Raw genomic sequence first — 23,430 nt, forward strand, 5'->3', positions numbered from 1 at the left:
ATCGCTAACAAGGCATGTATATCTTACAAATAATGCCTCAAAAGTCTTTCTTGCCCCGAAACACTTTTGATGCCCGATTAATACGCCACTCCACAATCAACCAAGGGACAACTTGTTTCTCGTGACAGTTAAAACCTATATTCATGAATGGACAGACCAGCCCGTCCGCAATGTTCTGGCCGGTATGGTGGGCACTTTTGCACTTATTCCAGAAGTTATTGCTTTTTCTTATGTGGCTGGGGTTGCGCCCTCTGTGGGACTATTCGCCTCGTTCGTTATCAGTATTGCCATTGCCATTACGGGTGGCAGGCCGGGCATGATTTCCGGGGCTGCGGGGTCTGTTGCCCTTGTGGCAGCCGAGCTCGTGCATAGCCACGGCCTGCAATATCTGCTTTTGGCCACACTGCTGGCTGGTGCATTCCAGATTATTTTCGGTTTGCTGCGTTTGCAAAGCATGATGCGCTTTGTCTCGCGCGAAGTGGAAACCGGATTTGTAAACGCGCTGGGTATTCTTATCTTTTCCGCGCAGGTACCGCAGATGCTGCATGTTACGTGGCATACTTATGCACTTATCGCACTTGGGCTGGCTATTGTTTACCTTTTGCCGCGCATCACCACGGCTGTACCTTCCCCTTTAATCTGTATTCTTGTGCTAACAGGCATTACTTTTGCGGTACCTATGCCTGTACATGTGGTGTCTGATTTGGGAGAACTCCCCTCCGGCCTGCCGCATCTTACTTTGCCAAATGTGCCTTTTTCGGCAGAAACTTTTAAAATTGTGCTGCCTTATGCGTTTGCCATGGCCATGGTAGGCCTTTTGGAATCCCTCATGACAGCCACTGTGGTGGACGAATTAACAGACACGCACAGCAACAAACGCATGGAATGCACCGGGCTTGGTTTTTCCAACATCATGGTGGGCCTATTCGGCGGCATGGCTGGTTGCGGTATGATTGGGCAGACAGTTGGCAACTTGCGGTATGGCGGGCGTGGCCGACTTTCTACCTTTACGGCTGGGGCATTTTTACTGCTGTTGCTGGTTGTGTTGCACCGCTTTGTAGCCCAAGTGCCTGTTGCTGCGCTGGTGGCCATTATGATTATGGTGTCTGTCAGCACATTTTCATGGTCTTCCCTACGAGATCTGGTAAAGCATCCGCGCCTTTCTTCTACCGTCATGCTGGCTACTGTTTTGGTGGTGGTGTTAACGCATGATCTGGCAGCAGGCGTAGCCTGCGGTGTGCTATTGAACGGGCTGTTTTTCTCTTTTCAGGTTATGAAACTTGTTCAGGTAAGCAGTACGTTTTCAGAAAGCCACAACACGCGCACCTACTACGTGCATGGGCAAATGTTCTTTGCCTCAGCCAGTGTTCTTGCCGATGCCGTGGATTTTCAGGACACAGCTTCAACTATCGTAATTGATCTTAAAGATGCCCATATCTGGGATATCAGCGCAGCAGATGCCTTGGAAAAAATTGCATCTCGCCTAAAAACACGCGGGAAAACAGTTTCCATTATCCATGCTGATCAACGGGCAGAAAAACTTCTAGCTTCTTTGGGTCATGATACCTTGCTGGCCTAGGCCATTTATACAACAGAACAACTTTCAAAAAGGAGGCATGAAAAATTCATGCCTCCTTTTTATTTCAGGATTTTTTAAGCCCGGGTTTTGGCACAAGCCGTAAACCCAACACACATGCCGCTACGGCTGCATATATAAAAGGTTCAATATACCACTGCTTAAATGCAATGGCGTAATGGATGCACGCCAAAACCATGGCGACATATACCAGACGATGCAAACGCGCCCATTTTTTACCCAACCGTATGATGGATTTACGTGTGGATGTTGCTGCCAACACAATCAAAATAGAAAATGCAATTAGCCCGAATGTCAGGAATGGACGTGTTAAAAAGTCTTTCCATATCCGCTGTACATCAAACCCGCGTGCCCACCAGAAATAAAGCGTAACGTGCAAAGCTGCGTAACTGAAAGCCAACAGCCCAAGCGGGCGACGGTAAACCATTAAATCAATTTTCAAAAACCGCTTGAGCGGCGAAATCATAAGAGAAATAAGCAAGAACCGAAATGCATAACGCCCGAATTCATGCAAACAGGTCTTAAATGGATTTGGCCCCAGATCCCCCGAAAAAGCACCAGCCAGATAAGATACTGCTGGCAGCATGAACAGCACATACAGCAATACCTGCCGCGTAAGGGGAGAAAGGCGAAACCGCCGGCTTCGGTCTGGGGTGGACAATGGCATGGGGTTTTCTGTTCTCCACTGTTTGAGGCACCGCAGCCACTTACGCTGAGTGCATGATTACCCTTACAAAATCAGCCTTATTGCGCAAGAATACTGTGCAATCGTAACAAATTACATCACACCCAGACACGTAAACGCGAACAGTGTTTCCCAAACCTATCCAAGACATATCTTGCTATTCAGGTTTATAATTCTGCTCATACAAACAAGAAGGTTCATTCAGCATGACAACTCAGCAGACAATCGGTTTTATTGGGTTTGGTGCCATGGCCAGCCGTATGGCTGCTCATCTGGAAAAAGCCGGATATGCAACCCTTGCCTATACTCCCTCTGGCAAGGGGGGAGATGGCGTAACCCGTTTTCTGCCCACTCCGGCAGAAGTAGCCAGCAAGGCAGATATTGTTCTGGCCTGCGTACCGGATGATGAAGCCCTTGCCGCCAGTATGTACGGGCCACAAGGCGTTCTGGCAGGCATAAAGGCAAATGGTTTGCTGCTGAATGCCAGTTCCGTTTCCCCAGAAGCCGCAGATGCCCTGCAAAAAGCCGGACAGGAAAAAAAGATCTGCGTTATAGATTGTCCGGTATCTGGCAGCACACCAGAAGCAGAATCTGCCAATCTGGTTATTCTGGCCGGTGGAGATGATGCCGCTATTGCGCGTGCTCAGCCCATTTTTGATAAAATTGGCCGCATTACCATTCATGCAGGGCCATCTGGCAGCGGTGCGCGCCTTAAACTGGTGATCAATGGCATTATGGGTGCCGGGTTGGCCGCTGTGGCAGAAGGTATTGCCTACGGGCTGGCAGCTGGGTTGGATCGTTCCATGCTGTTTGATGCGCTGGATGAAATGGCTGTTATTTCTCCGCACCACAAGCGCAAGATCAAAATGGCCAAAGCAGGAGATTTCTCCCCCCAGTTCCCTGCTCGCCTCATGCAAAAAGACATGCGCCTGCTCATGGATGCCGCAGCTCGTCTGGCAGTGCCCGCACCTACGTTGGCAGCCGTTACGCAGCAACTTTCCCTTGCCCGCCGCGCGGCAGAAAATGCTGATTATTCGGTTCTGATTGGCGTGATGGAAAAAATTGTCGCCAACGACGCCTGAATACCAGCGCGACATACAGCAAGCCTGTCCCCTATTCCGCGGGGCAGGCCTGCCTGCTCGCTTCCACGCGCCAGATCACGCTTTGCCAACACCGCAGGTAAAGCGGTTTTACGACATTGTGGCTCCAAAGCTGCAAAATCACATTCTTGCAAAAATGTCTTTCCAGCCTGCCTGAGTTGTTCCTGCGTGCCGGGAAACAAAAAACGGCCACTCCCTGCAAGCAACGGCCAATGTCTTAACATGGAGCCTGCCCCGTAAGCCGCCCCTCCGGCTGCCAAGCGTTGTAGCTTATCAGAATCCTGCACACCCAGAAGTTCGCCTATCGCCTGTTGGAAAGCACCAGCGCCATCGCGCATCATAAGCACCCAGCGCTCTACATCTTGCGTGGTCTCCAGTTCCATTTCCCGCGCAGCAATCATTCTCAGGCACGTTTCACGTTGCACTTGTCCGGATTCCACAAGCCTCATAAGTGCGGGGGCCAAAATATGTTCTGGCTTGCGTTGCTGCTCCAGCACCTCTCGCCACCATTGCAGGCGAATATACCCAGCCATTGGCCCTGCCACAGATGCAGAACGTGCGGGAGTCAAAGCGCGAATCAACTCATTATGGAAAGCCAGAAGAACATAAGCGGCATCACGCACAGAAGTCGGCAAAAACCATAAACACAACGCCCGGTCTGGGTCTGCCTGCACAGCTTTTTGCACTTCCATTGCAAGAGGCTGATGTTCCTGCTGCGCCATTGGCTCCGATATCCCCCTTACCCAAACGTAGTTTGATGTGCGGGAAACCTGTGCATGGCCCATGCGTTTGAATAATCCCGCTTTCCTAACGGAAGGCCCTTATTGTAAGCCCTGCTGGCAAGGCAAGTTTCCGTGAGTATGGCTGCGCAAGGCACATGTCATGCGCCTTTCCCTTGACGCATCTGCCCTGCGCCCATAGCTCTGGAACTCAGGTGTGTTCCCTCACACGCCCCGCCTTTAGAATACGGAGTATTAAAATGGCTTTTGAACTGCCTGCCCTCCCCTTTGCACCCACCGCACTTGGCCCACGTGGCATGTGCCCAGAAACGCTTGAATACCATCATGGCAAGCATCATCTGGCCTACGTCAACACCCTGAACAAGCTGCTGGAAGACAAGCCCGAATTTCAGGGTAAGTCTTTGGAAGAAATCATTCTGGCTGCCCACGGCAAAGCAGATCTTACCGGCCTGTTTAACAATGCTGGCCAGCATTGGAACCATTCCTTCTTCTGGAACTGCCTCTCCCCCAATGGCGGTGTGATGCCAGAAAAGCTGGCTGCAAAAATTGCCGCCGATTTTGGCAGCATTGACACCTTCAAGGAAGAATTCCGCAAGGCTGCTGTTTCTCAGTTCGGTTCTGGCTGGGCATGGCTGGTTCTGGGTAAGGATGGCAAGCTGGCCATCACCAAAACGCCTAACGGCACCAACCCGTTGGCCGAAGGTCAGGGCAAGGCCCTGCTGACAGTGGACGTGTGGGAACATTCCTACTACCTGGACTTCCGCAACCGTCGTCCAGACTACGTCACCAACTTCCTGGACAAGCTGGCGAATTATGAATTCGCTGAAGCCCAGCTGAACGCGGCGTAAGTTTTCCTTATTAGGAAAACACAAAAGGCAGCACCTTACTGGGTGCTGCCTTTTTTTATTGGAAACTCTGCTTCCTCAAGGTGTTCTGCTCGCACCATCTATCACCCATGCACGAAAACGCATCACGCCCCCTTGATTGTCTCTCTCAACGTTCCAATCTCAATTTATGAAGAATGAGACCACGCTGACATTGCCTGCATGGGGTGCCAGCAGGGCCTTCAGTCGCCTGATGTAAAAGGGACAAGAGGGATTATAATGGATATTGCAAAATTTACAGATCGTTCACGCGGCTTTTTGCAGGCTGCGCAAACAATAGCTTTACGTGATTTTAACCAGCAGCTTACACCAGAGCATCTGCTCAAGGCTATGCTGGATGATAATGAAGGAGCTGCTTCCTCACTTATTCGCAGTGCGGGTGGCAATCCGGAAGCTGTAAAAGCCGCAACCGAACAGGCTTTGGCAAAACTGCCAAAAGTTCAGGGCAGCGGTGCAGGGCAGCCAGCAGCAACACCGGAACTGGTGCGTATTCTGGACAATGCAGAACAAACCGCCCAGAAAGCTGGTGATAGCTTTGTTGCACAGGATAGACTGCTTGTAGCTATTGCTGCATCTGATACGCCAGCAGGCCGTGCATTAAAAGAAAACGGTGCCTCTGCTGATACACTTGAAAAAGCCATTACGACTATTCGCAAAGGACGCACAGTGACCAGCGAAAACGCTGAAGCCAATTTTGATGCACTTAAAAAATATGCCCGTGATGTCACGGAAGTTGCCCTTAAAGGCAAGCTAGACCCCGTTATTGGGCGTGATGAAGAAATCCGCCGTGCCATTCAGGTTCTGGCCCGCCGCAGCAAAAACAACCCGGTTCTGATTGGTGAACCCGGTGTGGGTAAAACCGCTATTGTGGAAGGCTTGGCCCAACGTATTGTTAATGGCGATGTACCCGAAGCACTGAAAAACAAAAAACTGCTTTCCCTTGATATGGGCGCGCTGGTTGCTGGCGCCAAATATCGCGGTGAATTTGAAGAACGCCTAAAAGCTGTTCTGAAAGAAATTGAATCCGCCGAAGGCCAGATCATCCTGTTTATTGATGAAATGCACACGCTGGTTGGCGCTGGCCGCACCGATGGTGCAATGGATGCCTCTAACCTCATCAAGCCGGAACTAGCCCGTGGTACACTGCACTGCATTGGCGCCACCACGCTGGATGAATACCGCAAGTATATTGAAAAAGATGCAGCCCTAGCCCGCCGCTTCCAGCCGGTATTTGTGGGTGAGCCTTCTGTTGCGGATACAATCTCTATTCTGCGTGGTATTAAGGAAAAATACGAACTCCATCATGGTGTGCGTATTACCGATGGTGCGTTGGTGGCAGCAGCCACACTTTCCAACCGCTACATCACAGACCGCTTCCTGCCCGATAAAGCGATTGATCTGATTGATGAAGCCGCAAGCCGCCTGCGTATGCAGATTGACAGCAAGCCCGAAGAACTGGACGAGCTGGATCGCCGCATCATTCAGCTAAAAATCGAACGTGAAGCCTTGAAGAAGGAAGATGATACGGCCAGCAAGGATCGTCTGGAAGCCGTAGAATCTGAACTGGCTGATCTGGAAGAAAAGTCCAACACGCTTAGTGCCGCATGGCATGCGGAAAAGAACCGTGTAAACACCATTCAGAAACTGCAGGAACAGCTTGATCAAGCACGTTCTGATGTAGAAGTGGCACAGCGTAAAGGTGACTTGGGGCGCGCATCTGAACTGATGTATGGCGTTATCCCCAACTTGCAGGGCCAGATCGCGGAAGCTCAGAAAACAGAAGAAGAAACCGCTAAGAAAGATGATCTGGTTTCCGAAGCTGTTACGGATCAGGGCGTGGCTTCTGTTGTATCTCGCTGGACTGGCGTGCCGGTTGATCGGATGCTGGAAGGTGAACGCGCCAAGCTGCTGCGTATGGAAGACGAACTGCGTAAATCCGTGGTTGGTCAGGAACAAGCTCTTAAAGCTGTTTCCAACGCGGTGCGTCGTGCCCGTGCTGGCTTGCAGGACCCCAACCGCCCGATTGGTTCCTTCCTGTTTCTCGGCCCAACAGGTGTTGGTAAAACAGAGCTGACCAAAGCACTGGCCCGCTTCCTGTTTGATGATGATAAAGCCCTGCTGCGTATCGACATGAGTGAGTTCATGGAAAAGCACGCAGTGGCCCGCCTGATTGGTGCCCCTCCGGGTTATGTGGGGTATGAAGAAGGTGGCGTGCTGACAGAAGCTGTGCGCCGTCGCCCTTATCAGGTCATCCTGTTTGATGAAGTAGAAAAAGCACATGAAGATGTGTTCAACATTCTGCTTCAGGTGCTGGATGATGGCCGCCTAACGGATGGGCAGGGCCGCACGGTAGACTTCCGCAACACCCTTATCATTCTCACCAGCAATCTGGGTTCTGAATATCTGGCCAACTTGCCGGATGGGGAATCTCCCGACATGGTGCAGGCACAGGTGATGAAGGTTGTGCGTGAGCACTTCCGCCCTGAGTTCCTGAACCGTCTGGATGAAATCATCCTGTTCTCGCGGTTGCAGAAAGCGGATATGACCAAGATTGTGGATATCCAGATTGCTCGCTTGCAGCAGTTGCTGGATGATCGCAAAATCAGTCTGCACTTGGATAAACTGGCCGAAGCATGGCTGGCGAATGAAGGGTATGACCCCATTTACGGCGCCCGCCCGCTTAAAAGGGTTATTCAGCGCACGCTGCAAAACCCGCTGGCAGAACAGCTTCTGGAAGGTAATATCCTTGATGGAGAAACGGTTAATATCTCCGCCAATGGTGATGGCCTGCTGATCAACGGTAAAACCGCAGCACAAACAGAAGCAGCCATGTAATTTCTGCCTTGGCAGAGTGTGTTACACAGAACGGGAAGGCTTAGGCCTTCCCGTTTTTTATGAAACTTGCTGATCAAAGGAATGTAGAATGTCGGAACCTGTCTGGCTGGTATGGGCCAGAGAAATTCAGGCCATTGCCCAGACAGGGCTTACCTATGTGCAAGACCCGTTTGATAAAGAACGCTATGAAATGCTGCGCAATCTGGCCGCGCAAATGATGGCCGAAGGCAGCCATGTAGATGTGCAAAAAATAGAAAACCTGTTTAGCAAGCAATCAGGTTACGCCACGCCCAAGCTGGAAGTGCGCGTTGGTGTGTTTGATGCCCAGAACCGCCTGTTAATGGTGCGCGAAGTGCTGGACAGCAACCGCTGGACCGTGCCCGGTGGCTGGACAGATGTAAACCTGACCGCATCTGAATGTGCAGCCAAAGAGGTGTGGGAAGAAACTGGCTATACAGTGCGGATTACCAAGTTAGCCATGGCGCTGGATCGGGCGCACCAAGGGCATATGCCGCCAGAACCTTTTTCTGTCACCAAGCTATTCTTTCTGGGCGAAATAACCGGGGGGGAAGCTACCACCAGTATTGAAACAAGCGAAGTTGGCTTTTTTGCACAGAACAATATCCCGCAGGATATTTCAACCGGGCGCATTACACCGCACGAAATTACCCGGCTTTTTGCACATCAAGCAGACCCCGAATTGCCTACAGATTTTGACTGAATAAAAAATCTGACATCAGGATTTTAAAAATATTTATCCTGATGTCAGAGCTTTCCCTTTTAAGCGAGCATCGGTTGGATGTGGGAAAACTGGCGTTCAAACCGGGCGCGATCCTCTGTTGAAAGGCGAACAGTAATATCTGTCTGTTCATCCTTGTCTTCCCGCGCAACAACTTCACCGTGCTGATAAAGCCAAGCCGAGGCTGCTCCATCTGCCAACGGCAAACGGTAACGCACCGTTTCCATACCTTGTGTAATACGCGCATCAATACGTGCTAGAAGTGTTTCCAAGCCATCCCCTGTAATGGCGGAAATAGCAATGGTATCTTCTGTTTGCGGAATAGCTTCTGGGCCACCCAGCAGATCAACCTTGTTCAGCACTTCAATTATGCGTTCCGGCCAATCCTGCTCCAGCATGTCATCCTTCGCCATACCTTCCAGAACACCCAGCACATCTTTTTTCTGGGCTGCGCTATCTGGATGCGCCACATCGCGCACATGCAGGATAATGTCTGCCTCTGCCACTTCTTCCAACGTAGCCCGGAAGGCCGCAATCAGCTCCGTTGGCAGATCACTGATAAATCCTACCGTGTCAGACAGAATAACCCTCCGGCCAGAAGGCAGGTCAATCGCGCGCATAGTAGGGTCTAGCGTCGCAAAAAGCTGATCCTGCGCATACACAGTGGCACCCGTAAGCGCATTGAACAGCGTGGATTTACCTGCGTTGGTATACCCCACCAAAGCCACCACCGGGAAAGGTACGCGCTTACGTGCCTGCCTATGCAACCCGCGTGTGCGCCGCACCTGTTCCAGATCTTTTTTAAGCCGCACAATACGATCACCGATCATACGCCGGTCGGCTTCAATCTGGGTTTCACCGGGACCACCAAGAAAGCCAAAACCACCGCGCTGGCGTTCAAGATGGGTCCACAGGCGTACAAGGCGGGAACGCTGATATTCCAGATGCGCAAGTTCAACCTGCAAGGTGCCTTCCTTTGTGGCGGCACGGGCACCAAAAATATCCAGAATAAGGCCGGTACGATCTATAACCTTACAACCGCATTCTGTTTCCAGATTACGCTGTTGGGCGGGGCTAAGCTTTGCATCCACCACCACCACATCAACCTGATCTGCCTTAACAGCAATACGCAGGGAATCTACCTGCCCCTTACCTAAAAGGGTGGCGGAACGCCTGCTGCGCAGAAGCAATACATCCTTGCGCACAATCACCAGCCCAATAGAGGCTGTTAGTCCCACGGCTTCTTCTAACCGTGCCTCTGCAGCCCGCACATCCTGCCCGTGGGCAGAACGCTCCCACGGCAGGATAACTGCCGCGCGGGTTGCTACTTTCTTTTTCTTTTCAGAGAAACTCGTCGCCAAGAGAAAGGTCCCTGTCTGCCTGCGCATCGGCAGTGTTGGAATCGGAAATATTGACAGGAATGCTGGGCATTACCGTGCTGATGGCATGCTTGTAGATAAGCTGGGTTTGTTCATCACGCCGTAAAAGAACAACCTCATCATCAAACCATGTAATAAATCCCTGTAACTTAACGCCGTTAACCAGAAACACCGTAACAGCGGCGCGTGAGCGCCGGATCTGGTTCAGGAACGCATCCTGCACGTTATATGCACTCTCTTTTTCCACAGTGTGAGGCCCTATTCCGTTCTCATTATTATATTTTAGCCGGACTGCCTGCCTAAAGCCTGCAACCTTGAAACATGTCAGCCCACGCCTCGTTCCTCAGATGTTACACCAAGCTGCTTAAGTTTGCGATGCAAAGCGCTGCGCTCCATGCCCACAAACAGCGCTGTACGGCTGATATTCCCGCCAAAACGCAAAAGCTGAGCTTGCAGATACTGGGTTTCAAACAGATCACGCGCTTCTCTTAAGGGCAATGCCATAACATCTGTTGAGGCATCAAACTTCAGCAATGCGGGCGCACTTTCCCCCACAGTAGAGGGCAGCATATCTGCGCGAATGGGCTCTTGGCTGCTCCCGGGCTGCATAATCAGCACACGTTCCATGAGGTTGCGCAGCTCTCGCACATTACCCGGCCAATCATAGGCCTGAAGGGCGGCAACGGCATCGGGCGAGAGTTCACGCGTAGGCAAACCAGCCATTTCTGCTGCGCGGCGCAAAAACATGGCTGCAAGCCCGGGAATATCATCCCTTCTTTCTCGTAGCGCGGGCATACGCAGCGGCACAACTGCTAACCGATAATACAGGTCTTCCCGAAAACGCCCGGCCATAATTTCAGCCTGCAAATCACGGTTTGTGGTAGCCAGCACACGCACATCCACTTTAACGCGGGCATCACCACCCAGACGTTCGAATGTCTGATCCTGCAAGGCCCTTACAATCTTGCCCTGTGTTTCCAGCGGCATATCTGCCACTTCATCCAGCAAAAGCGTGCCACCATGTGCGCGTTCCAGCACCCCGGTACGGCGACCTACGCCTTCTGTGCCGCCTTCAAGCCCGAACAGTTCTTCCTCAAACCGTCCTGGTGCCAGCGTGGCGCAGTTGAGCGCAACAAAAGGGCCGTCCTCCCGCTTGGAGCGAGCATGGATCATACGGGCAGCCACTTCCTTGCCTGCCCCCGGTCCACCGCTGATAAGTACGCGTGAGCCTGTGGGAGCTACTTTTTCTATCTGGTTTCTAACGGCTGCAATCTGGGTGCTGTTACCAAACAGTTCCGTATCCTGCCCGGCTTTTATGCGCAGTTCTTCGTTCTCACGCGCCAGCCGCGAAGCCTCCAGCGCACGCCGTACAATAACCAGCAGTCTATCTGCCTGAAATGGCTTTTCTATAAAATCGTAAGCACCATGCTGAAGCGCCGCCACGGCTGTTTCAATTGTGCCATGGCCAGAAATCATGACAACAGGAACCGAAGATTCCTCGGCTTTCATGGCCTGAAGAATGGCCAGACCATCCATGTCTGACCCTTGTAGCCAAACATCCAGAATAACAAGTGATGGCCTACGAGCCCGAAAAGCGGCCAATGCGGTATCTGCACTGGCGGCTACGCGTGTTTCATAACCTTCATCACTCAGAATGCCCTCAATCAGCATTCTGATATCGGGTTCATCATCAACAATCAGGATTTCATGCGCCATGGTTGTCTTTCACCGACAAAATCAGAGTAGCCACAGTTCCTCTTTCTCCCGCTTTGTCTTCCAGACGCACTGTTCCACCATGATCTTCCATGATCTTTTTCACAATAGCCAAACCTAAACCAGTACCCTTGGCTTTGTGCGTCACATAAGGTTCCGTCAGACGATTTCTATCGTCCGATGGAAGTCCCACTCCGTTATCTGCCACTTCTATGGCGATATCTTCTGCACCTTCTATAATCCGAACCGACACTTCACCCTTTGTAGCGGATGCTTGATCTGTAGCTTCGCCCTGTCTGGCTGTCATGGCAATGGCATCCGCCGCATTCTGCAAAAGATTAATAAGTGCCTGACTTATCAATCTTCTATCACATCGTGCTTTGGGGCCTCTGTCTGGAATATCCAGATGGTAGGCAATTTCTGGGTGTGCGTTTCTTTGCAGAATCAACACCTCACGCACAATACGCGAAATATCCTCGTCTTTCATGACAGGCTGCGGCATACGCGCAAAGGCCGAAAACTCATCCACCATGCGCCCGATATCCCCCACCTGCCGCACAATTGTATCTGCACACTGCGAAAATGTATCGGGATCGGAAGTAATTTCTTTTAAAAAACGTCGCTTTAACCGTTCAGCCGCCAGTTGGATAGGCGTAAGCGGATTCTTGATTTCATGCGCAATACGCCGTGCCACATCGGCCCATGCAGCTTTACGTTGCGCCTGTTGCAGGGCCGTAATGTCATCAAATGTCATCACGTACCCTTCGGTAATCGTGCCCCGTAGCTCGGCCCCCAAACGCACCAACAAGGTACGCTGGCTAGCTTGCTGACCTATCTGAATTTCCCGCGTGAGCACAGCATCTGGCGTTGTGCGTGCTTCTTGCAAAAACTCGGAAAATTCCGGCACACGTTGGGCCAAGGGCTCACCAATGGCATCCATTAAATCTGTTTGCAGCAAAACACAGGCAGCACGATTTGGCAGTTCGATATTCTGCTTAACGTCCAGCCCAATCACACCGGCTGAAACGCCAGAAAGCACGGCCTCGGTAAACCGCCGACGTTCATTGATCTGCCCATATGCAGCCATCAACTCCGAACGCTGGCTGGCCAGTTCTTCTGTCATGCGATTAAAAGCGCGGGAAAGACTGGCAACTTCATCATCCCTGTCATTTTCAGGCACATGAACACCCAAATCCCCCTCACTTACCCGGCGCGCAGCTACGCTTAACAAACCCAGCGGGCGCGCAATCTGGTTTGCAAGCGCCAGCCCGATCAAGGCTGCTGCAGCAAGCACCAACAACGCCACCAACGCAAAGATCATGACAAATGTTAGCTGGATCTTGGCACGGTTGTTGCTCAGCCGCTTGTAATCCGCCACCACCTTTTCCGTGCGATGCATGTGCTCCAGAATAGTTGGATCAACCAGCCGGGTAATGACCAGCATAAGCGCTGGCGTTTGAGAAAGTTCCACCACAGCCCGCACTGTACGTTCATCTGGAGAATCCAGAATAGCCACATCGTTTGAGCGCGCCATAACCGTAGCCGCAGGAGGGGGCAGTTCCTGCAAATACCCCGTGCGGCTCATCAACCCGCCCGCGGCCACAACCTTGTTGGTAATGGGGTCATACACCAAGGCTTCTGTCAGCCCGCGCATGGTGGCCTGACTATCCAGCATTTGCGCCAAGGCATCGTGATCCTGAAACAGATCCATGCCACTGGCCGCCAGTTCATTCTGGGCGCTCATGATGTAATTGGCCATCGAGAACGCATCTGTACGGATATTGGCGTTATGTTCCACCAGATACCCGCGAGAAGCCTGCAAAGCTTCATTCAACGCTGTGTTAACCCGGTCTGAAAACCAGATCTGAATGCCATAATGGAAAAACAACGTTGCAAACGCGCCCACAACCAGCGTGGGGGCCACAGCCACAATGCCAAACAGCGTAACCAACCGCACATGCAGCCGCGCCCCAGCCAACCCCTTCCGATGCTCGCGCACCATTGGGCCGATACGGATAGCCAAGGCCACCACAAGCAGCGCCAGCACCATACCATTCAGGAACAGCAGCAAGGGTTCAATCAGGGAATAATGCCCAAAGGACATCCCCCCTGAAAGCACTACAAACGTGGCAAACCCCAAACACAACGCCAACGCAGCAAGCGTAATGGCAACCGTTTTACGCTCCAGAGAACGCAAGAGCCAATGCAGGCGTGTGCGGGAAAGAAGATGCCTTAGGGAGAACAGAAGCTGCTTCATACCTAAGGATCAGACTACGCCACGAACGACAGGGATCTCAAGGTCTCGAATTTTTTTCCGCAATGTATTTCGGTTCAGGCCTAACATGGCAGCAGCTTTGATCTGGTTGCCGCGTGTTTCGGCCAGTGTCATCTGGATAAGCGGACGTTCAACTTCTGCAATAATCCGGGCATGCAGATCATGCAGCGGCACACCATCCCGCCCGGCTTCCAGATAACGGGCGATATGGCGAGAAACAGATTCCGACAAAGGTTCCGCCGCCATAACGCTGTTGGGAATCGGATCATACGCCAGAGGTTCGGCCAGTTCTGCATCAATTACATCGCCGGTGATGGTTTCCTGAGAATACAGAGCCACAATACGGCGGATGAGGTTTTCCAATTCTCGCACATTACCCGGCCAGCGCCAGGCCTGAAGCCTTGTAATGGCACTTTCATCCAGGATTCTGTACGTTCCGCCATCATCCCGACACTGAGAGAGAAAATGCCGCGCCAGCAGCGGAATATCTTCCAACCTTTCCCGCAGTGGTGGCAGGCGCAACGGCACCACATTCAGGCGGTAATACAGATCCTCACGGAACGTACCTGCCTGAATAGCCTGCCTCAGATCTCTATGCGTAGCAGCTATAATGCGCACATCTGCACGCAAGGGCGTTGTGCCCCCTACTGTGGTAAATTCACCTTCCTGCAAAACACGTAGTAAACGGGTTTGTGCCTCCTGCGGCATGTCTCCAATTTCATCCAGAAATAGCGTACCGCCTGTGGCCTGCTCAAACCGTCCGGGCATGCGGCCTAACGTGCCGCCACGTTCATACCCAAACAATTCGCTTTCAATCTGCTTGCGCGGAATAGCCGCCATATTGACGGCCACAAAAGGCCCACTTCTGCGTCGACCATATTCGTGCAATGCGTGAGCTACCAGTTCCTTACCCGTACCACTTTCCCCTGAAATCATGACTGTGAGATCAGAAGTGGTCAGGCGGGCAATGCTGCGATAGATCCCCTGCATAACAACGGACTGCCCAATTAAAGGCAAGCGTTCTTCTGGCGGTTGATCGGCCGCTGGTTTTTCGGCTTCCTGCACTGGGGTTGTAAGCGCCCTTGCCACAACCGCCAGCAGTTCCTTTAAATCAAACGGCTTAGCCAGATATTCAAACGCGCCACGTTGCGTGGCTTTTACCGCTGTTGTGAGAGTTGATTGCGCGCTCATGACAATAACGCGCAGATCTGGCCGAAATTGGCGAATGCGCGTAACCAGATCCAGCCCACTGCCATCTGGCATGATCACATCCGTAATCACCAAATCCCCCTCACCTTCCTGCACCCATTGCCAGAGTGTGTTTACGGATGGTGTGGTTTGCACCTGATAGCCTGCCCGACCCAATGCCTGCCCCAGCACAGTGCGAATAGAACGATCATCATCAGCAACAAGAATAGTGGGCAGCGGTGTCATAACGTCTCAAACCAGATAAAAAGCTGAAAAACAGAACTGTTGCACAAAGGGGCATCTCACCCGGAATGCCCCATATGGTCGACAATCGGCAGAAACAAGCTGATTTCCGTACAGCCGCGGCGGCTTTCTACCTCAATAACGCCACCGTGGTCGTCCATCACCTTACCGACCAAAGCAAGCCCCAGCCCGCTTCCATTTACCTTGGTGGATACAAAGGGCTCGAACAAATGAGGGCGCACTGTTTCGGAAATACCCGGCCCTGTATCCCGCACAGTAACAACCAGCGGAAGGTGCCGCCATTGGGCTGTGCCCGGCACAGCCACCCGAATACCGGGGCGATAGCTGGTAAGCAGCGTGATCTCCCCGCCTTTATCGGTATTGCGTATGGCTTCGGCTGCGTTTTTCACTAAGTTAAGCAAGACCTGCACCAACCTGTCCCGATCCCCCCATACATGCGGGAGGGAGGGATCATAACGCTCTATAATTTTGATACCCTTGGCAAAACCGTTGCTGGCCAGCAGGCGCACATGTTCCAATATTCTGTGAATATTGAGTGCCCGGAAATCCAGATTGGCTTCACCAAACATGCCCATGCGGTCAACCAGCGCATCAATACGGTCAACCTCATCACAAATCAGGGTGGCAAGATCACGGTCTGCATCTGTTACGGCCTGTTCCAGCAACTGCGCAGCCCCTTTAATGCCAGATAGCGGGTTGCGCACCTCATGCGCCAGCATGGCGGCCAGCCCGGAAACGCTACGGGCCGCAGAACGGTAGGCAAGTTGCTGATCCAGCATACGGGCTGCGGAAGGCTCATGAAATGTCAGTAAAATGATGTCCGGGTAATCTGGCACATCAGCGGCCTGCACACTGACACTTTCATGATGAAAGCGTGGGGAACTAAACAGCAGTTCATGCTCTGTTACACTTCCACCACGGGTGCGCACATGCTGAAGCAGCAGGTAAACCGGATGGTCCTGCGGAACAACTTCTGCCAAACCACCGTGCCGTAACTGATGGCGAGACATGCCAAAAAACTCTTCTGCCGCCATATTGGCAGCAAGAATTGTATTTTGTGGCCCTATTTCCAAAACCGGAACGGGCAGACTGTCCAGAACAAGCGCCGCATCGGGCTGAGCAACCCCATGCGCTGCTTTTACCTTCACGCCGCCTGAACCTGATCTTGCTGCTGCGCCATGGCATGACGGGAAACGCGCGGCTCTCGCACCGCACCAGCCGCAATTTGCTGATCGTAAAAATCAGCAATCATGGCAATGGCTTCTTCTGGCGTTTCCACCCGATTAAACGCCGCGCGGAATGATGCCGAGCCATGCAGTCCTGCCGAATACCAAGAGACATGCTTGCGTGCCAGACGCAGGCCGGGGCGCTGACCAAAGTGCTCCAGCATCATATTATAATGTTCTAGCACAATGGCTTTTTCTTCCGACAAAGCAGGATCGGGAATTTCCTGCCCCGTACGCAAAGCGTGTGCCACCTGCGCCAAAAACCACGGACGCCCGTAACAGCCACGTCCGATCATGACCCCATCTGCGCCAGATTGCGCCAATGCCTCCCGCGCATCTCCAACCGTAAGAATGTCACCATTCACGATAACGGGTAGATCCACCGCGTCCTTTACATTTTTCACAAAAGCCCAGTTGGCCGTGCCATTATAAAACTGCTGGCGCGTGCGGCCATGCACCGTAATCATGCGGATACCCACATCCTGCGCAATACGCGCCAGCACAGGGGCATTTAGGTGTTCATGATCCCAGCCCATGCGCATTTTAAGGGTAACGGGTACCGGCACGGCTTTAACCACGGCAGCCAGCAAACGCTCGGCAGCCCCTTCATCCCGCATAAGGGCAGAACCGGCCATCTGGCCAACGGCCACTTTTTTAACCGGGCAACCAAAATTGATATCAATAAGATCTGCCCCGCGGCCTACGGCAATACGCGCGGCCTCTGCCATGGCATCCGGGTCGCACCCTGCAAGCTGCACGGCATTTGGGCCACCCGCATCCGCCACCTCCGCCATACGCAAGGTGGTATCGTTTTCACGCACCATCGCCCAAGAGGCGATCATTTCAGAAACAACAAGACCGGCCCCCAACTTGCGTGCCAGACGCCGAAACGGCAGATCTGTCACACCAGACATGGGGGCCAGAATGACAGGCGTATCCAAAACGATACTGCCCAGAGTAATGGGACGCAGGGTGGGTTGCGTATGCACTGTTATTTCCGTTTGCCTATGATTTAGGCAGAAATACAGCCACCCTGCGCCTTACGCAACATAAGAAACCGTAATGGCGCCAGCTTAGGGCACCAGAACAGAAACTGTAGCCGTGCAGGCAATACCTTCTTCACGCCCGGTAAAGCCCAGACGTTCGGATGTGGTGGCCTTAACGGAAATCCGATCCACATCCACTTCCAGCAAATCTGCCAGACGTTTACGCATGGCTTCAGAATGCGGGCCAATTTTAGGGCGCTCGCAAATCAGTGTCAGATCCGCATTTACCAGCATGCCGCCGCGTTCACGGATACGCTGGCCTGCGTGCACCAGAAAGCGGGCGCTATCTGCGTTTTTCCACTCATTCTGGCTGGGTGGAAAATGGCGGCCAATATCACCTTCAGCCAATGCACCATAAATGGCATCACACAACGCATGGATACCCACATCGGCATCTGAATGCCCGGCCAAGCCTTTGGTATGGGGCACCGTAATACCGCACAGGATGAGCGGACGCCCTTCCTCAAACGCATGCACATCGTAACCCAGCCCTACGCGCGGCAGAAGCGTGGGGCCGATCAGTCGTTCCAGACGCACCAGATCACCCTCATATGTCAGCTTGATATTATCTTCATCACCCGCCACCAACGCGACGCTGAACCCGGCATCTTCCAGCAGTTTGGCATCATCCGTTGCACTCACGGATGCAGCACCACGATGGAGATCTAAAAACAGGCCAAAGCGGAAGCCCTGTGGCGTTTGGGCACGATAAAGATGATCCCGCGGGACGGTGCCATCAATCACACCATCTTTTTCCCGCTTGAGTGTATCCGCCACTGGCACAGCCGGAATGGCCCCAGGATGCTGCTCCAATGCAGAAACAACATTGCCAATCACCTGCGCGGTCACATACGGGCGGGCCCCATCATGCACCAGCACGATATCCGGCTTTTCGGCTTCTGGCAGTTTATCCAGTGCCTCCAGCCCTGCGCGCACACTGGCTTGCCGGGTTTCACCCCCAGCTACTGGCGGCAGAATCTTCAATCCTTCCAGCGCCTCGTTCAAGGAGGCAGGATCTCCAACTGGCTGAATAGAGGTGACATGAGGCAATAAAGCTTGCGCTGCATGACGGATTACGGGTTGTCCAGCCAGCAGCACGTACTGCTTGGGAATGGAAGAACCCGTAGTGGCGGCATAACGACTGCCCGTACCGGCAGCCAAAAGAATGGCGGCTACTCGCATGTACGAAGCAATGGGGCGGCCTGCCTTGTCCGTCAAGCCTCAAAATAGACAGAACACGGCTTTAGGGTTGGGCCGTATGCTCTTTTTCCTGCGCCGGGCGATAGGCTTCTACCAGATAAAGCGGGCGTTTTTTGGTTTCATTAAAAATACGGCCCACATATTCGCCTATCAAGCCAACTGTCATAAGCTGGATACCGCCTAAAAACAGGATAACCGCCATAAGGCTGGGGTAACCCGCCACCCGGTTACCAAATAACAGGGTGCACCCAACAATCCAGATACCGTAGCACACAGCCAGTATGGAAATACCAAGCCCCATATATGTGCTTAACTGAAGCGGCAGCACAGAAAACGAGGTGATTCCCTCCAGCGCGAAGTTCCACAAAGACCAGTAATTAAAACTGCTCTTACCCGCAGAACGTGGGGCACGATCATACAGAACGGCGCGGGATGGAAAGCCAACCCAAGCAAACAGCCCTTTCATAAACCTGTGCCGTTCACGCAGCAGCAACAGGCTATCCACCAGCCTGCGGCTCATCAGCCGGAAATCCCCTGTATCTGGCGGAATAACCACTTTGTTGCCTAGCCGCTTCATGACACGATAGAACATCCATGCTGTCAGCCGTTTGGGAATAGTCTCCCCTTCCCGCGTGTTGCGACGGGCGTAAACAGTATCTACATCATCTGTCCATGCGGCTACCAGATCAGCAATAACTTCTGGTGGATCCTGTAAATCGGCATCAATTACAATAATGCCGCGCGTACCCCGTGCATGATCCAACCCTGCTGTTAGAGCAATTTCCTTACCAAAATTGCGGGAAAGGTTCACAACACTTACGCGCCCATCCTGCTCTGCCAGAGCATACATGCCAGCCAACGTTTGATCCCGCGAGCCATCGTTTACGTAAACAACCTCCCACGGCGCACCAACCCCTTCCATAACGGCAGATAGCCGCTGGTGAAAAATTGGCAGAACTTCCTGTTCATTATAACAGGGTACAACCACGCTAAACGCTGGCGAAAAACCAGATGGCAAAATTTTTTCCTCTCATTCAGCATCGAACAAGACTATCTCAATCAAGCAAGCCATCAGATGTTGGAGCTTGCTCCATGCTGCCAGTTTATACAGATACCAAAGCACAAAAAGCTTAAATAATAAGTGCTACAGATTTTGCCTAAAGGCTGTTGTCAAATCCGCAACAGGGTGCGGCAAATTCTCTCCAATACGGCATTCTCAGGCTTGCATCCCGCCTGTGGCAAACTAAAAGAGCCCCATATGGCGCTTTATATCTTCTTTCAGGGATAATATTACCTCATGGCCACGCAAGAAATATTAAAAGAAAATGTAAAGGATGCGCCTATGGTGCTCCAGAACATTATTTTTCCGGCTCTTCAGTCCGTTATCCCGGAAGATCTGTATTTTCGGGCGCTGAATGAAAAGGTTGAGCTTTTTCGTGCTGCGCCAGAAACACTTTCATTTCATGCGGGCGGGCGGGCTGCCTTTGATACATACTTTAATGGCATTACCGTTGAACGGTGGCGTGAACTCTGTGCCATTGAGAACCTGAGCCTGACGCTGGAAGGCAAAGGCAAGTTTATTGTCCGCTTTGGGCTGCATCAGCTTGGCCTGCCCCACCGGTGGTTGTTTGAACACACAGTGGAACTGGAAGAAGGCGCACCTGTCTCTCTGGATCTGCCATTCTGGGCTGGTCTGGAACGCGGCCTGCTTTATATGTGGGTGGAAGCGCTGGAAGATGGTTACCTGCGCGGCGGCAATGTTTCCACCACACAGCAGCCAGTGCGAGATGCCCACATGGCTATTGTTATCACACACTTTAACCGTAAACCGCACCTGCTCCCTGCCCTGCAAAAGCTTGAAGCTGGCCTGAAGAATGCACCACAGTGGAAAGACCGGGTGCAGGTTATTGTGGTCGATAACTCTCAAAACGTCACACCTGATGAAGCCGGAAGCGCGCTGGTTATACCTAACCGGAATCTGGGTGGCGCTGGCGGCTTTACCCGCGGGTTGCTGTACGCAAAAGACCACGGCTTTACGCACTGTCTGTTCATGGATGATGATGCTAGCTGTGACTTTGAGGCCGTTTGCCGTGCCTACATGCTGCTGAGCTACAGCACGGAAGATCGCGCTGCCATTGTAGGCAGCCAGCTTCGTGAAACTGTGCCTTGGCAGCTGCACGAAGCCGGAGCGCGTTTTGTAAAAGGCCGGTGGATCGCCCGTAAACACATGCTGGACATGCGCAATATCCACCACCTTTTGCTTTCAGAAATGGATGATTCCGCCGCCAACTACGGCGGCTGGTGGTTCTTTGCCTTTCCCATTTCTGCCGTGCGCCACTTCCCCTACCCCTTCTTTGTGCGCGGGGATGACGCGGAATTCTCACTCCAGAACAAATTCCCGCTGGTAACGATGAACGGCATCTGCTCCATGGCAGAAGACTTCAGCGTCAAGGAAAGCCCGATGACGCGGTATCTGGGCCTGCGCGCGACCATGGTACTGATGATGCTGAATGGAGAAGAAAAATCCAAACCATATCTGGATGTTTTTCTGGTCTGGTTCCGTGGTGTTCTGTTCTCCTACAATTACGCCAGCGCCAAAGCGTTAATCATGGCCATGAAGCACGTGATGGAGGGGCCTGAATTCTTTGTGCGCAACATGGATATGGCTAACGTACGTGCCCAGATTGGCGCCCTGACACCCAGTGAAAAAATGGTGCCTTATGATCTGAAAGATATTGAGGTTCTGCACCATCATCATCACGATGGACGTATCCGACGCCTGGCACGGCTTGTCACTCTCAATGGTACACTTCTGCCAGCCGTATTGATGCGGGATGATGTGCGCTTCCAGTTCAAAGACTTTAACGCGGCTTTCCGTGATATCTTCCGTTTTAAACACGTGCTTTACTATCACGAAGCCACGCGCACGGGTTATGTCGCCACTCAGAACAGAAAACTGTTTTTTGAGCTCTGGAAAGAAGGGTTGGCAGTGTGTGCAAAATTTGCGCGCGCCATGCCTGCCCTGCAACAAGCTTATGTCAAAGCACTGCCGAATATGACAACTGAAGATTTCTGGCGCCATGTTTACAAAAATGAACTGACAACAGAAGAAAAAAAGAGCTGAGTTTATCAAAGTCTTTTTCTTAATCTGACGTATCAGAAAAAAGCCCGGCAAAAATATTGCCGGGCTTTTTAGTATCAGCGCATTTGCAGAATAAGCTGCAATTTTCGCTCTCTGCTGAGTTGCCACAAAAAGACCACCAACCCTAACACCCCCATCAGCAGGCAAACCAAAGCCAGCGGCCATGTGTGCGGGAAATAGGAAACTGTCAGCTTACCAGAACATCCTGCTGGTACATCCACCTGCACCAAAACATCCTGAAAACCACTTACGTTTACTTTACAATTCAAACCTTGCGCGGTGTAACCCGGCCACCACTGGCGAGACAAAACCATCTGCATGGGCGCTGTATGCGCTGGCACAGAAAACGTCATGCTATTTGCTGTCTCACGCTCCACTGTCACGCCTGTTTGCGTGGAATACGCCAGATTGAATGGATACGTTTTGGGCGTAGAAAGATACAGCATTCCAGACTGTGCTGTAGCAACCTTATGGTATCCGCAGGCCAGAAAATCATGATGATATTTCTGATAGGTATCGGAAGACACCACCATGCTGCTAACGGCAAACAGATCAAACAAACAGGGATTACCGGGCAGCATAACAGCAGATGCCAGTTTGGGAATAATATCATCCGGTTTGAAAATGGTATGAGATGTATCGTGCGTTAAAACGGCATCGGTATAATCCTGCCCATTGGGAGAATAACCATTGAGCGCACGGATATTGTAATACCCAAACAAGCTTGATTGCAGATCTGCCGCTTCCTTTGGATGCTCCCTACTCCAAGGCGCAAATGAAAGCAGATTACCCTGCATATTCACTGAGGCAGGAACAGAAACATGAGAAGGCAGTACATTCACCGGCAAATAAATCCTCCCCAGAGAAGGCATGCTGGCGAGCATCAGCAACAGGGAAAATACTGGTATAGCCGCTGGAATAATAAGCCCAATATCTTTGCCGGTTATTTTCTTGCTTCTGGCATACAAAAACCACACCGCTACCAACGCAATGCTTGTTAAAAGCTCCAAAGCAACAACTTTGGGACGCTCAAATACATTTTTGGAAGCCGAAACAACAAACAGCAAAGCGGTAATTCCAAAAAATATATTCCGTCTCGCAGAACTTTCAACAATGTCCTTTTTTGAAAAAACATAGAATGTCGTAATTGCTGCAAATACAGAAACATACGGCACAAAACGCAAAGGCCAACGTAAAATACCCATTTGCGAAGGCATAAGAGCCAAAGCCGTTGTTATACCCAAAATAACCAAACAGGCTGCCAGAACACGATCACGCACAGAAGTACGGAAAAAAATTGCAACCGGCAACGCAAACAGTGTGGAAAACCCAACAGGTGGAGGGATCGAAGAACCCTTGATTGATGTGCTTGGCCGGTAATTTCTGGGTTTTGGCGATTTGATTGACGGTTTTTGCG

Annotated in this window: 19 protein-coding genes; 7 read left to right on the forward strand and 12 right to left on the reverse strand. The window is 52.0% G+C overall.

Going from position 1 to position 23,430, the window contains the following annotated elements; translation table 11 throughout:
- Positions 1-121: 121 nt before the first annotated feature.
- Positions 122-1,579, forward strand: coding sequence for a SulP family inorganic anion transporter (locus FKW19_RS06565; protein ID WP_089179274.1), 1,458 nt, complete (start codon positions 122-124; stop codon positions 1,577-1,579).
- 64 nt (positions 1,580-1,643) lie between these two features.
- Here FKW19_RS06565 and FKW19_RS06570 read toward each other — a convergent pair whose 3' ends face one another.
- Positions 1,644-2,264, reverse strand: coding sequence for a sulfite oxidase heme-binding subunit YedZ (locus tag FKW19_RS06570; protein WP_089179275.1), 621 nt, complete (start codon positions 2,262-2,264; stop codon positions 1,644-1,646).
- A gap of 224 nt (positions 2,265-2,488) precedes the next feature.
- On the opposite strand from FKW19_RS06570, the gene FKW19_RS06580 reads away from it, so the two are divergent.
- Positions 2,489-3,364: an NAD(P)-dependent oxidoreductase gene (locus tag FKW19_RS06580; protein ID WP_006116471.1), complete on the forward strand. Its 876-nt coding sequence runs from the start codon at positions 2,489-2,491 to the stop codon at positions 3,362-3,364.
- Here the strand turns inward: FKW19_RS06580 and FKW19_RS06585 are convergent.
- A complete protein-coding gene (locus tag FKW19_RS06585; RefSeq protein WP_089179276.1) occupies positions 3,313-4,167 on the reverse strand; it encodes a squalene/phytoene synthase family protein in 855 nt (284 codons plus the stop codon). The genes FKW19_RS06580 and FKW19_RS06585 overlap by 52 nt on opposite strands.
- Positions 4,168-4,361: 194 nt before the next feature.
- Here FKW19_RS06585 and FKW19_RS06590 point away from each other — a divergent pair, with 194 nt between their 5' ends.
- The 3 genes from FKW19_RS06590 to FKW19_RS06600 all read left to right on the forward strand — a co-directional run bounded on the left by FKW19_RS06590 (position 4,362) and on the right by FKW19_RS06600 (position 8,562).
- A complete protein-coding gene (locus FKW19_RS06590) occupies positions 4,362-4,970 on the forward strand; it encodes a superoxide dismutase (RefSeq protein WP_035350597.1) in 609 nt (202 codons plus the stop codon).
- Between the two features lie 255 nt (positions 4,971-5,225).
- Positions 5,226-7,841 carry an ATP-dependent chaperone ClpB gene (gene clpB, locus FKW19_RS06595; protein WP_035350595.1) on the forward strand — a complete coding sequence of 872 codons (2,616 nt, stop codon included), beginning with the start codon at positions 5,226-5,228 and terminating at the stop codon, positions 7,839-7,841.
- Between the two features lie 88 nt (positions 7,842-7,929).
- Positions 7,930-8,562, forward strand: a complete 633-nt coding sequence (locus FKW19_RS06600; protein WP_089179277.1) for an NUDIX hydrolase — start codon at positions 7,930-7,932, stop codon at positions 8,560-8,562.
- A 59-nt stretch (positions 8,563-8,621) separates the two neighbouring features.
- Here the strand turns inward: FKW19_RS06600 and hflX are convergent, their stop codons facing one another.
- From hflX to FKW19_RS06645, 9 genes are all read right to left on the reverse strand, one after another.
- Entirely contained in the window at positions 8,622-9,968 is a 1,347-nt protein-coding gene (hflX, locus tag FKW19_RS06605; RefSeq protein ID WP_035350592.1) for a GTPase HflX, read from the reverse strand.
- On the reverse strand, positions 9,922-10,206 hold the full coding sequence (gene hfq / locus FKW19_RS06610) for an RNA chaperone Hfq (RefSeq protein WP_003624011.1): 285 nt from the start codon (positions 10,204-10,206) through the stop codon (positions 9,922-9,924). The genes hflX and hfq overlap by 47 nt, the downstream gene beginning before the upstream one ends.
- Positions 10,207-10,283: 77 nt before the next feature.
- Positions 10,284-11,675, reverse strand: coding sequence for a sigma-54 dependent transcriptional regulator (locus tag FKW19_RS06615; RefSeq protein WP_089179278.1), 1,392 nt, complete (start codon positions 11,673-11,675; stop codon positions 10,284-10,286).
- Entirely contained in the window at positions 11,665-13,929 is a 2,265-nt protein-coding gene (locus FKW19_RS06620) for a PAS domain-containing sensor histidine kinase (RefSeq protein WP_006116464.1), read from the reverse strand. The genes FKW19_RS06615 and FKW19_RS06620 overlap by 11 nt, the downstream gene beginning before the upstream one ends.
- Positions 13,930-13,938: 9 nt before the next feature.
- Positions 13,939-15,381 carry a nitrogen regulation protein NR(I) gene (gene ntrC / locus FKW19_RS06625; RefSeq protein WP_006116463.1) on the reverse strand — a complete coding sequence of 481 codons (1,443 nt, stop codon included), beginning with the start codon at positions 15,379-15,381 and terminating at the stop codon, positions 13,939-13,941.
- Positions 15,382-15,437: 56 nt separating this feature from the next.
- Complete coding sequence (locus FKW19_RS06630; protein ID WP_006116462.1) at positions 15,438-16,547, reverse strand: nitrogen regulation protein NR(II); 1,110 nt, start codon at positions 16,545-16,547, stop codon at positions 15,438-15,440.
- The gene (gene dusB, locus FKW19_RS06635; protein ID WP_089179279.1) at positions 16,544-17,614 is read right to left on the reverse strand and encodes a tRNA dihydrouridine synthase DusB; all 1,071 of its coding nucleotides are present in this window, start codon (positions 17,612-17,614) and stop codon (positions 16,544-16,546) included. The genes FKW19_RS06630 and dusB overlap by 4 nt, the downstream gene beginning before the upstream one ends.
- An 84-nt stretch (positions 17,615-17,698) precedes the next feature.
- Positions 17,699-18,853, reverse strand: a complete 1,155-nt coding sequence (locus tag FKW19_RS06640) for a bifunctional 2-C-methyl-D-erythritol 4-phosphate cytidylyltransferase/2-C-methyl-D-erythritol 2,4-cyclodiphosphate synthase (protein WP_035350588.1) — start codon at positions 18,851-18,853, stop codon at positions 17,699-17,701.
- Between the two features lie 61 nt (positions 18,854-18,914).
- On the reverse strand, positions 18,915-19,889 hold the full coding sequence (locus FKW19_RS06645; RefSeq protein WP_089179280.1) for a glycosyltransferase family 2 protein: 975 nt from the start codon (positions 19,887-19,889) through the stop codon (positions 18,915-18,917).
- A 279-nt stretch (positions 19,890-20,168) separates the two neighbouring features.
- Here FKW19_RS06645 and FKW19_RS06650 point away from each other — a divergent pair, with 279 nt between their 5' ends.
- Positions 20,169-21,995, forward strand: coding sequence for a glycosyltransferase (locus FKW19_RS06650; protein ID WP_089179281.1), 1,827 nt, complete (start codon positions 20,169-20,171; stop codon positions 21,993-21,995).
- Positions 21,996-22,069: 74 nt separating this feature from the next.
- Here the strand turns inward: FKW19_RS06650 and FKW19_RS15675 are convergent, their stop codons facing one another.
- Positions 22,070-22,855, reverse strand: coding sequence for a hypothetical protein (locus FKW19_RS15675; protein ID WP_238331414.1), 786 nt, complete (start codon positions 22,853-22,855; stop codon positions 22,070-22,072).
- 28 nt (positions 22,856-22,883) lie between these two features.
- Between FKW19_RS15675 and FKW19_RS15680 the strand changes: the two genes are divergently transcribed.
- On the forward strand, positions 22,884-23,150 hold the full coding sequence (locus FKW19_RS15680; RefSeq protein WP_238331415.1) for a hypothetical protein: 267 nt from the start codon (positions 22,884-22,886) through the stop codon (positions 23,148-23,150).
- The last annotated feature ends 280 nt before the right edge of the window (positions 23,151-23,430 follow it).

The sequence above is a fragment of the Acetobacter sp. DmW_125128 genome (assembly GCF_008704325.1).
In the GTDB taxonomy this organism is placed as follows: domain Bacteria; phylum Pseudomonadota; class Alphaproteobacteria; order Acetobacterales; family Acetobacteraceae; genus Acetobacter; species Acetobacter oryzifermentans.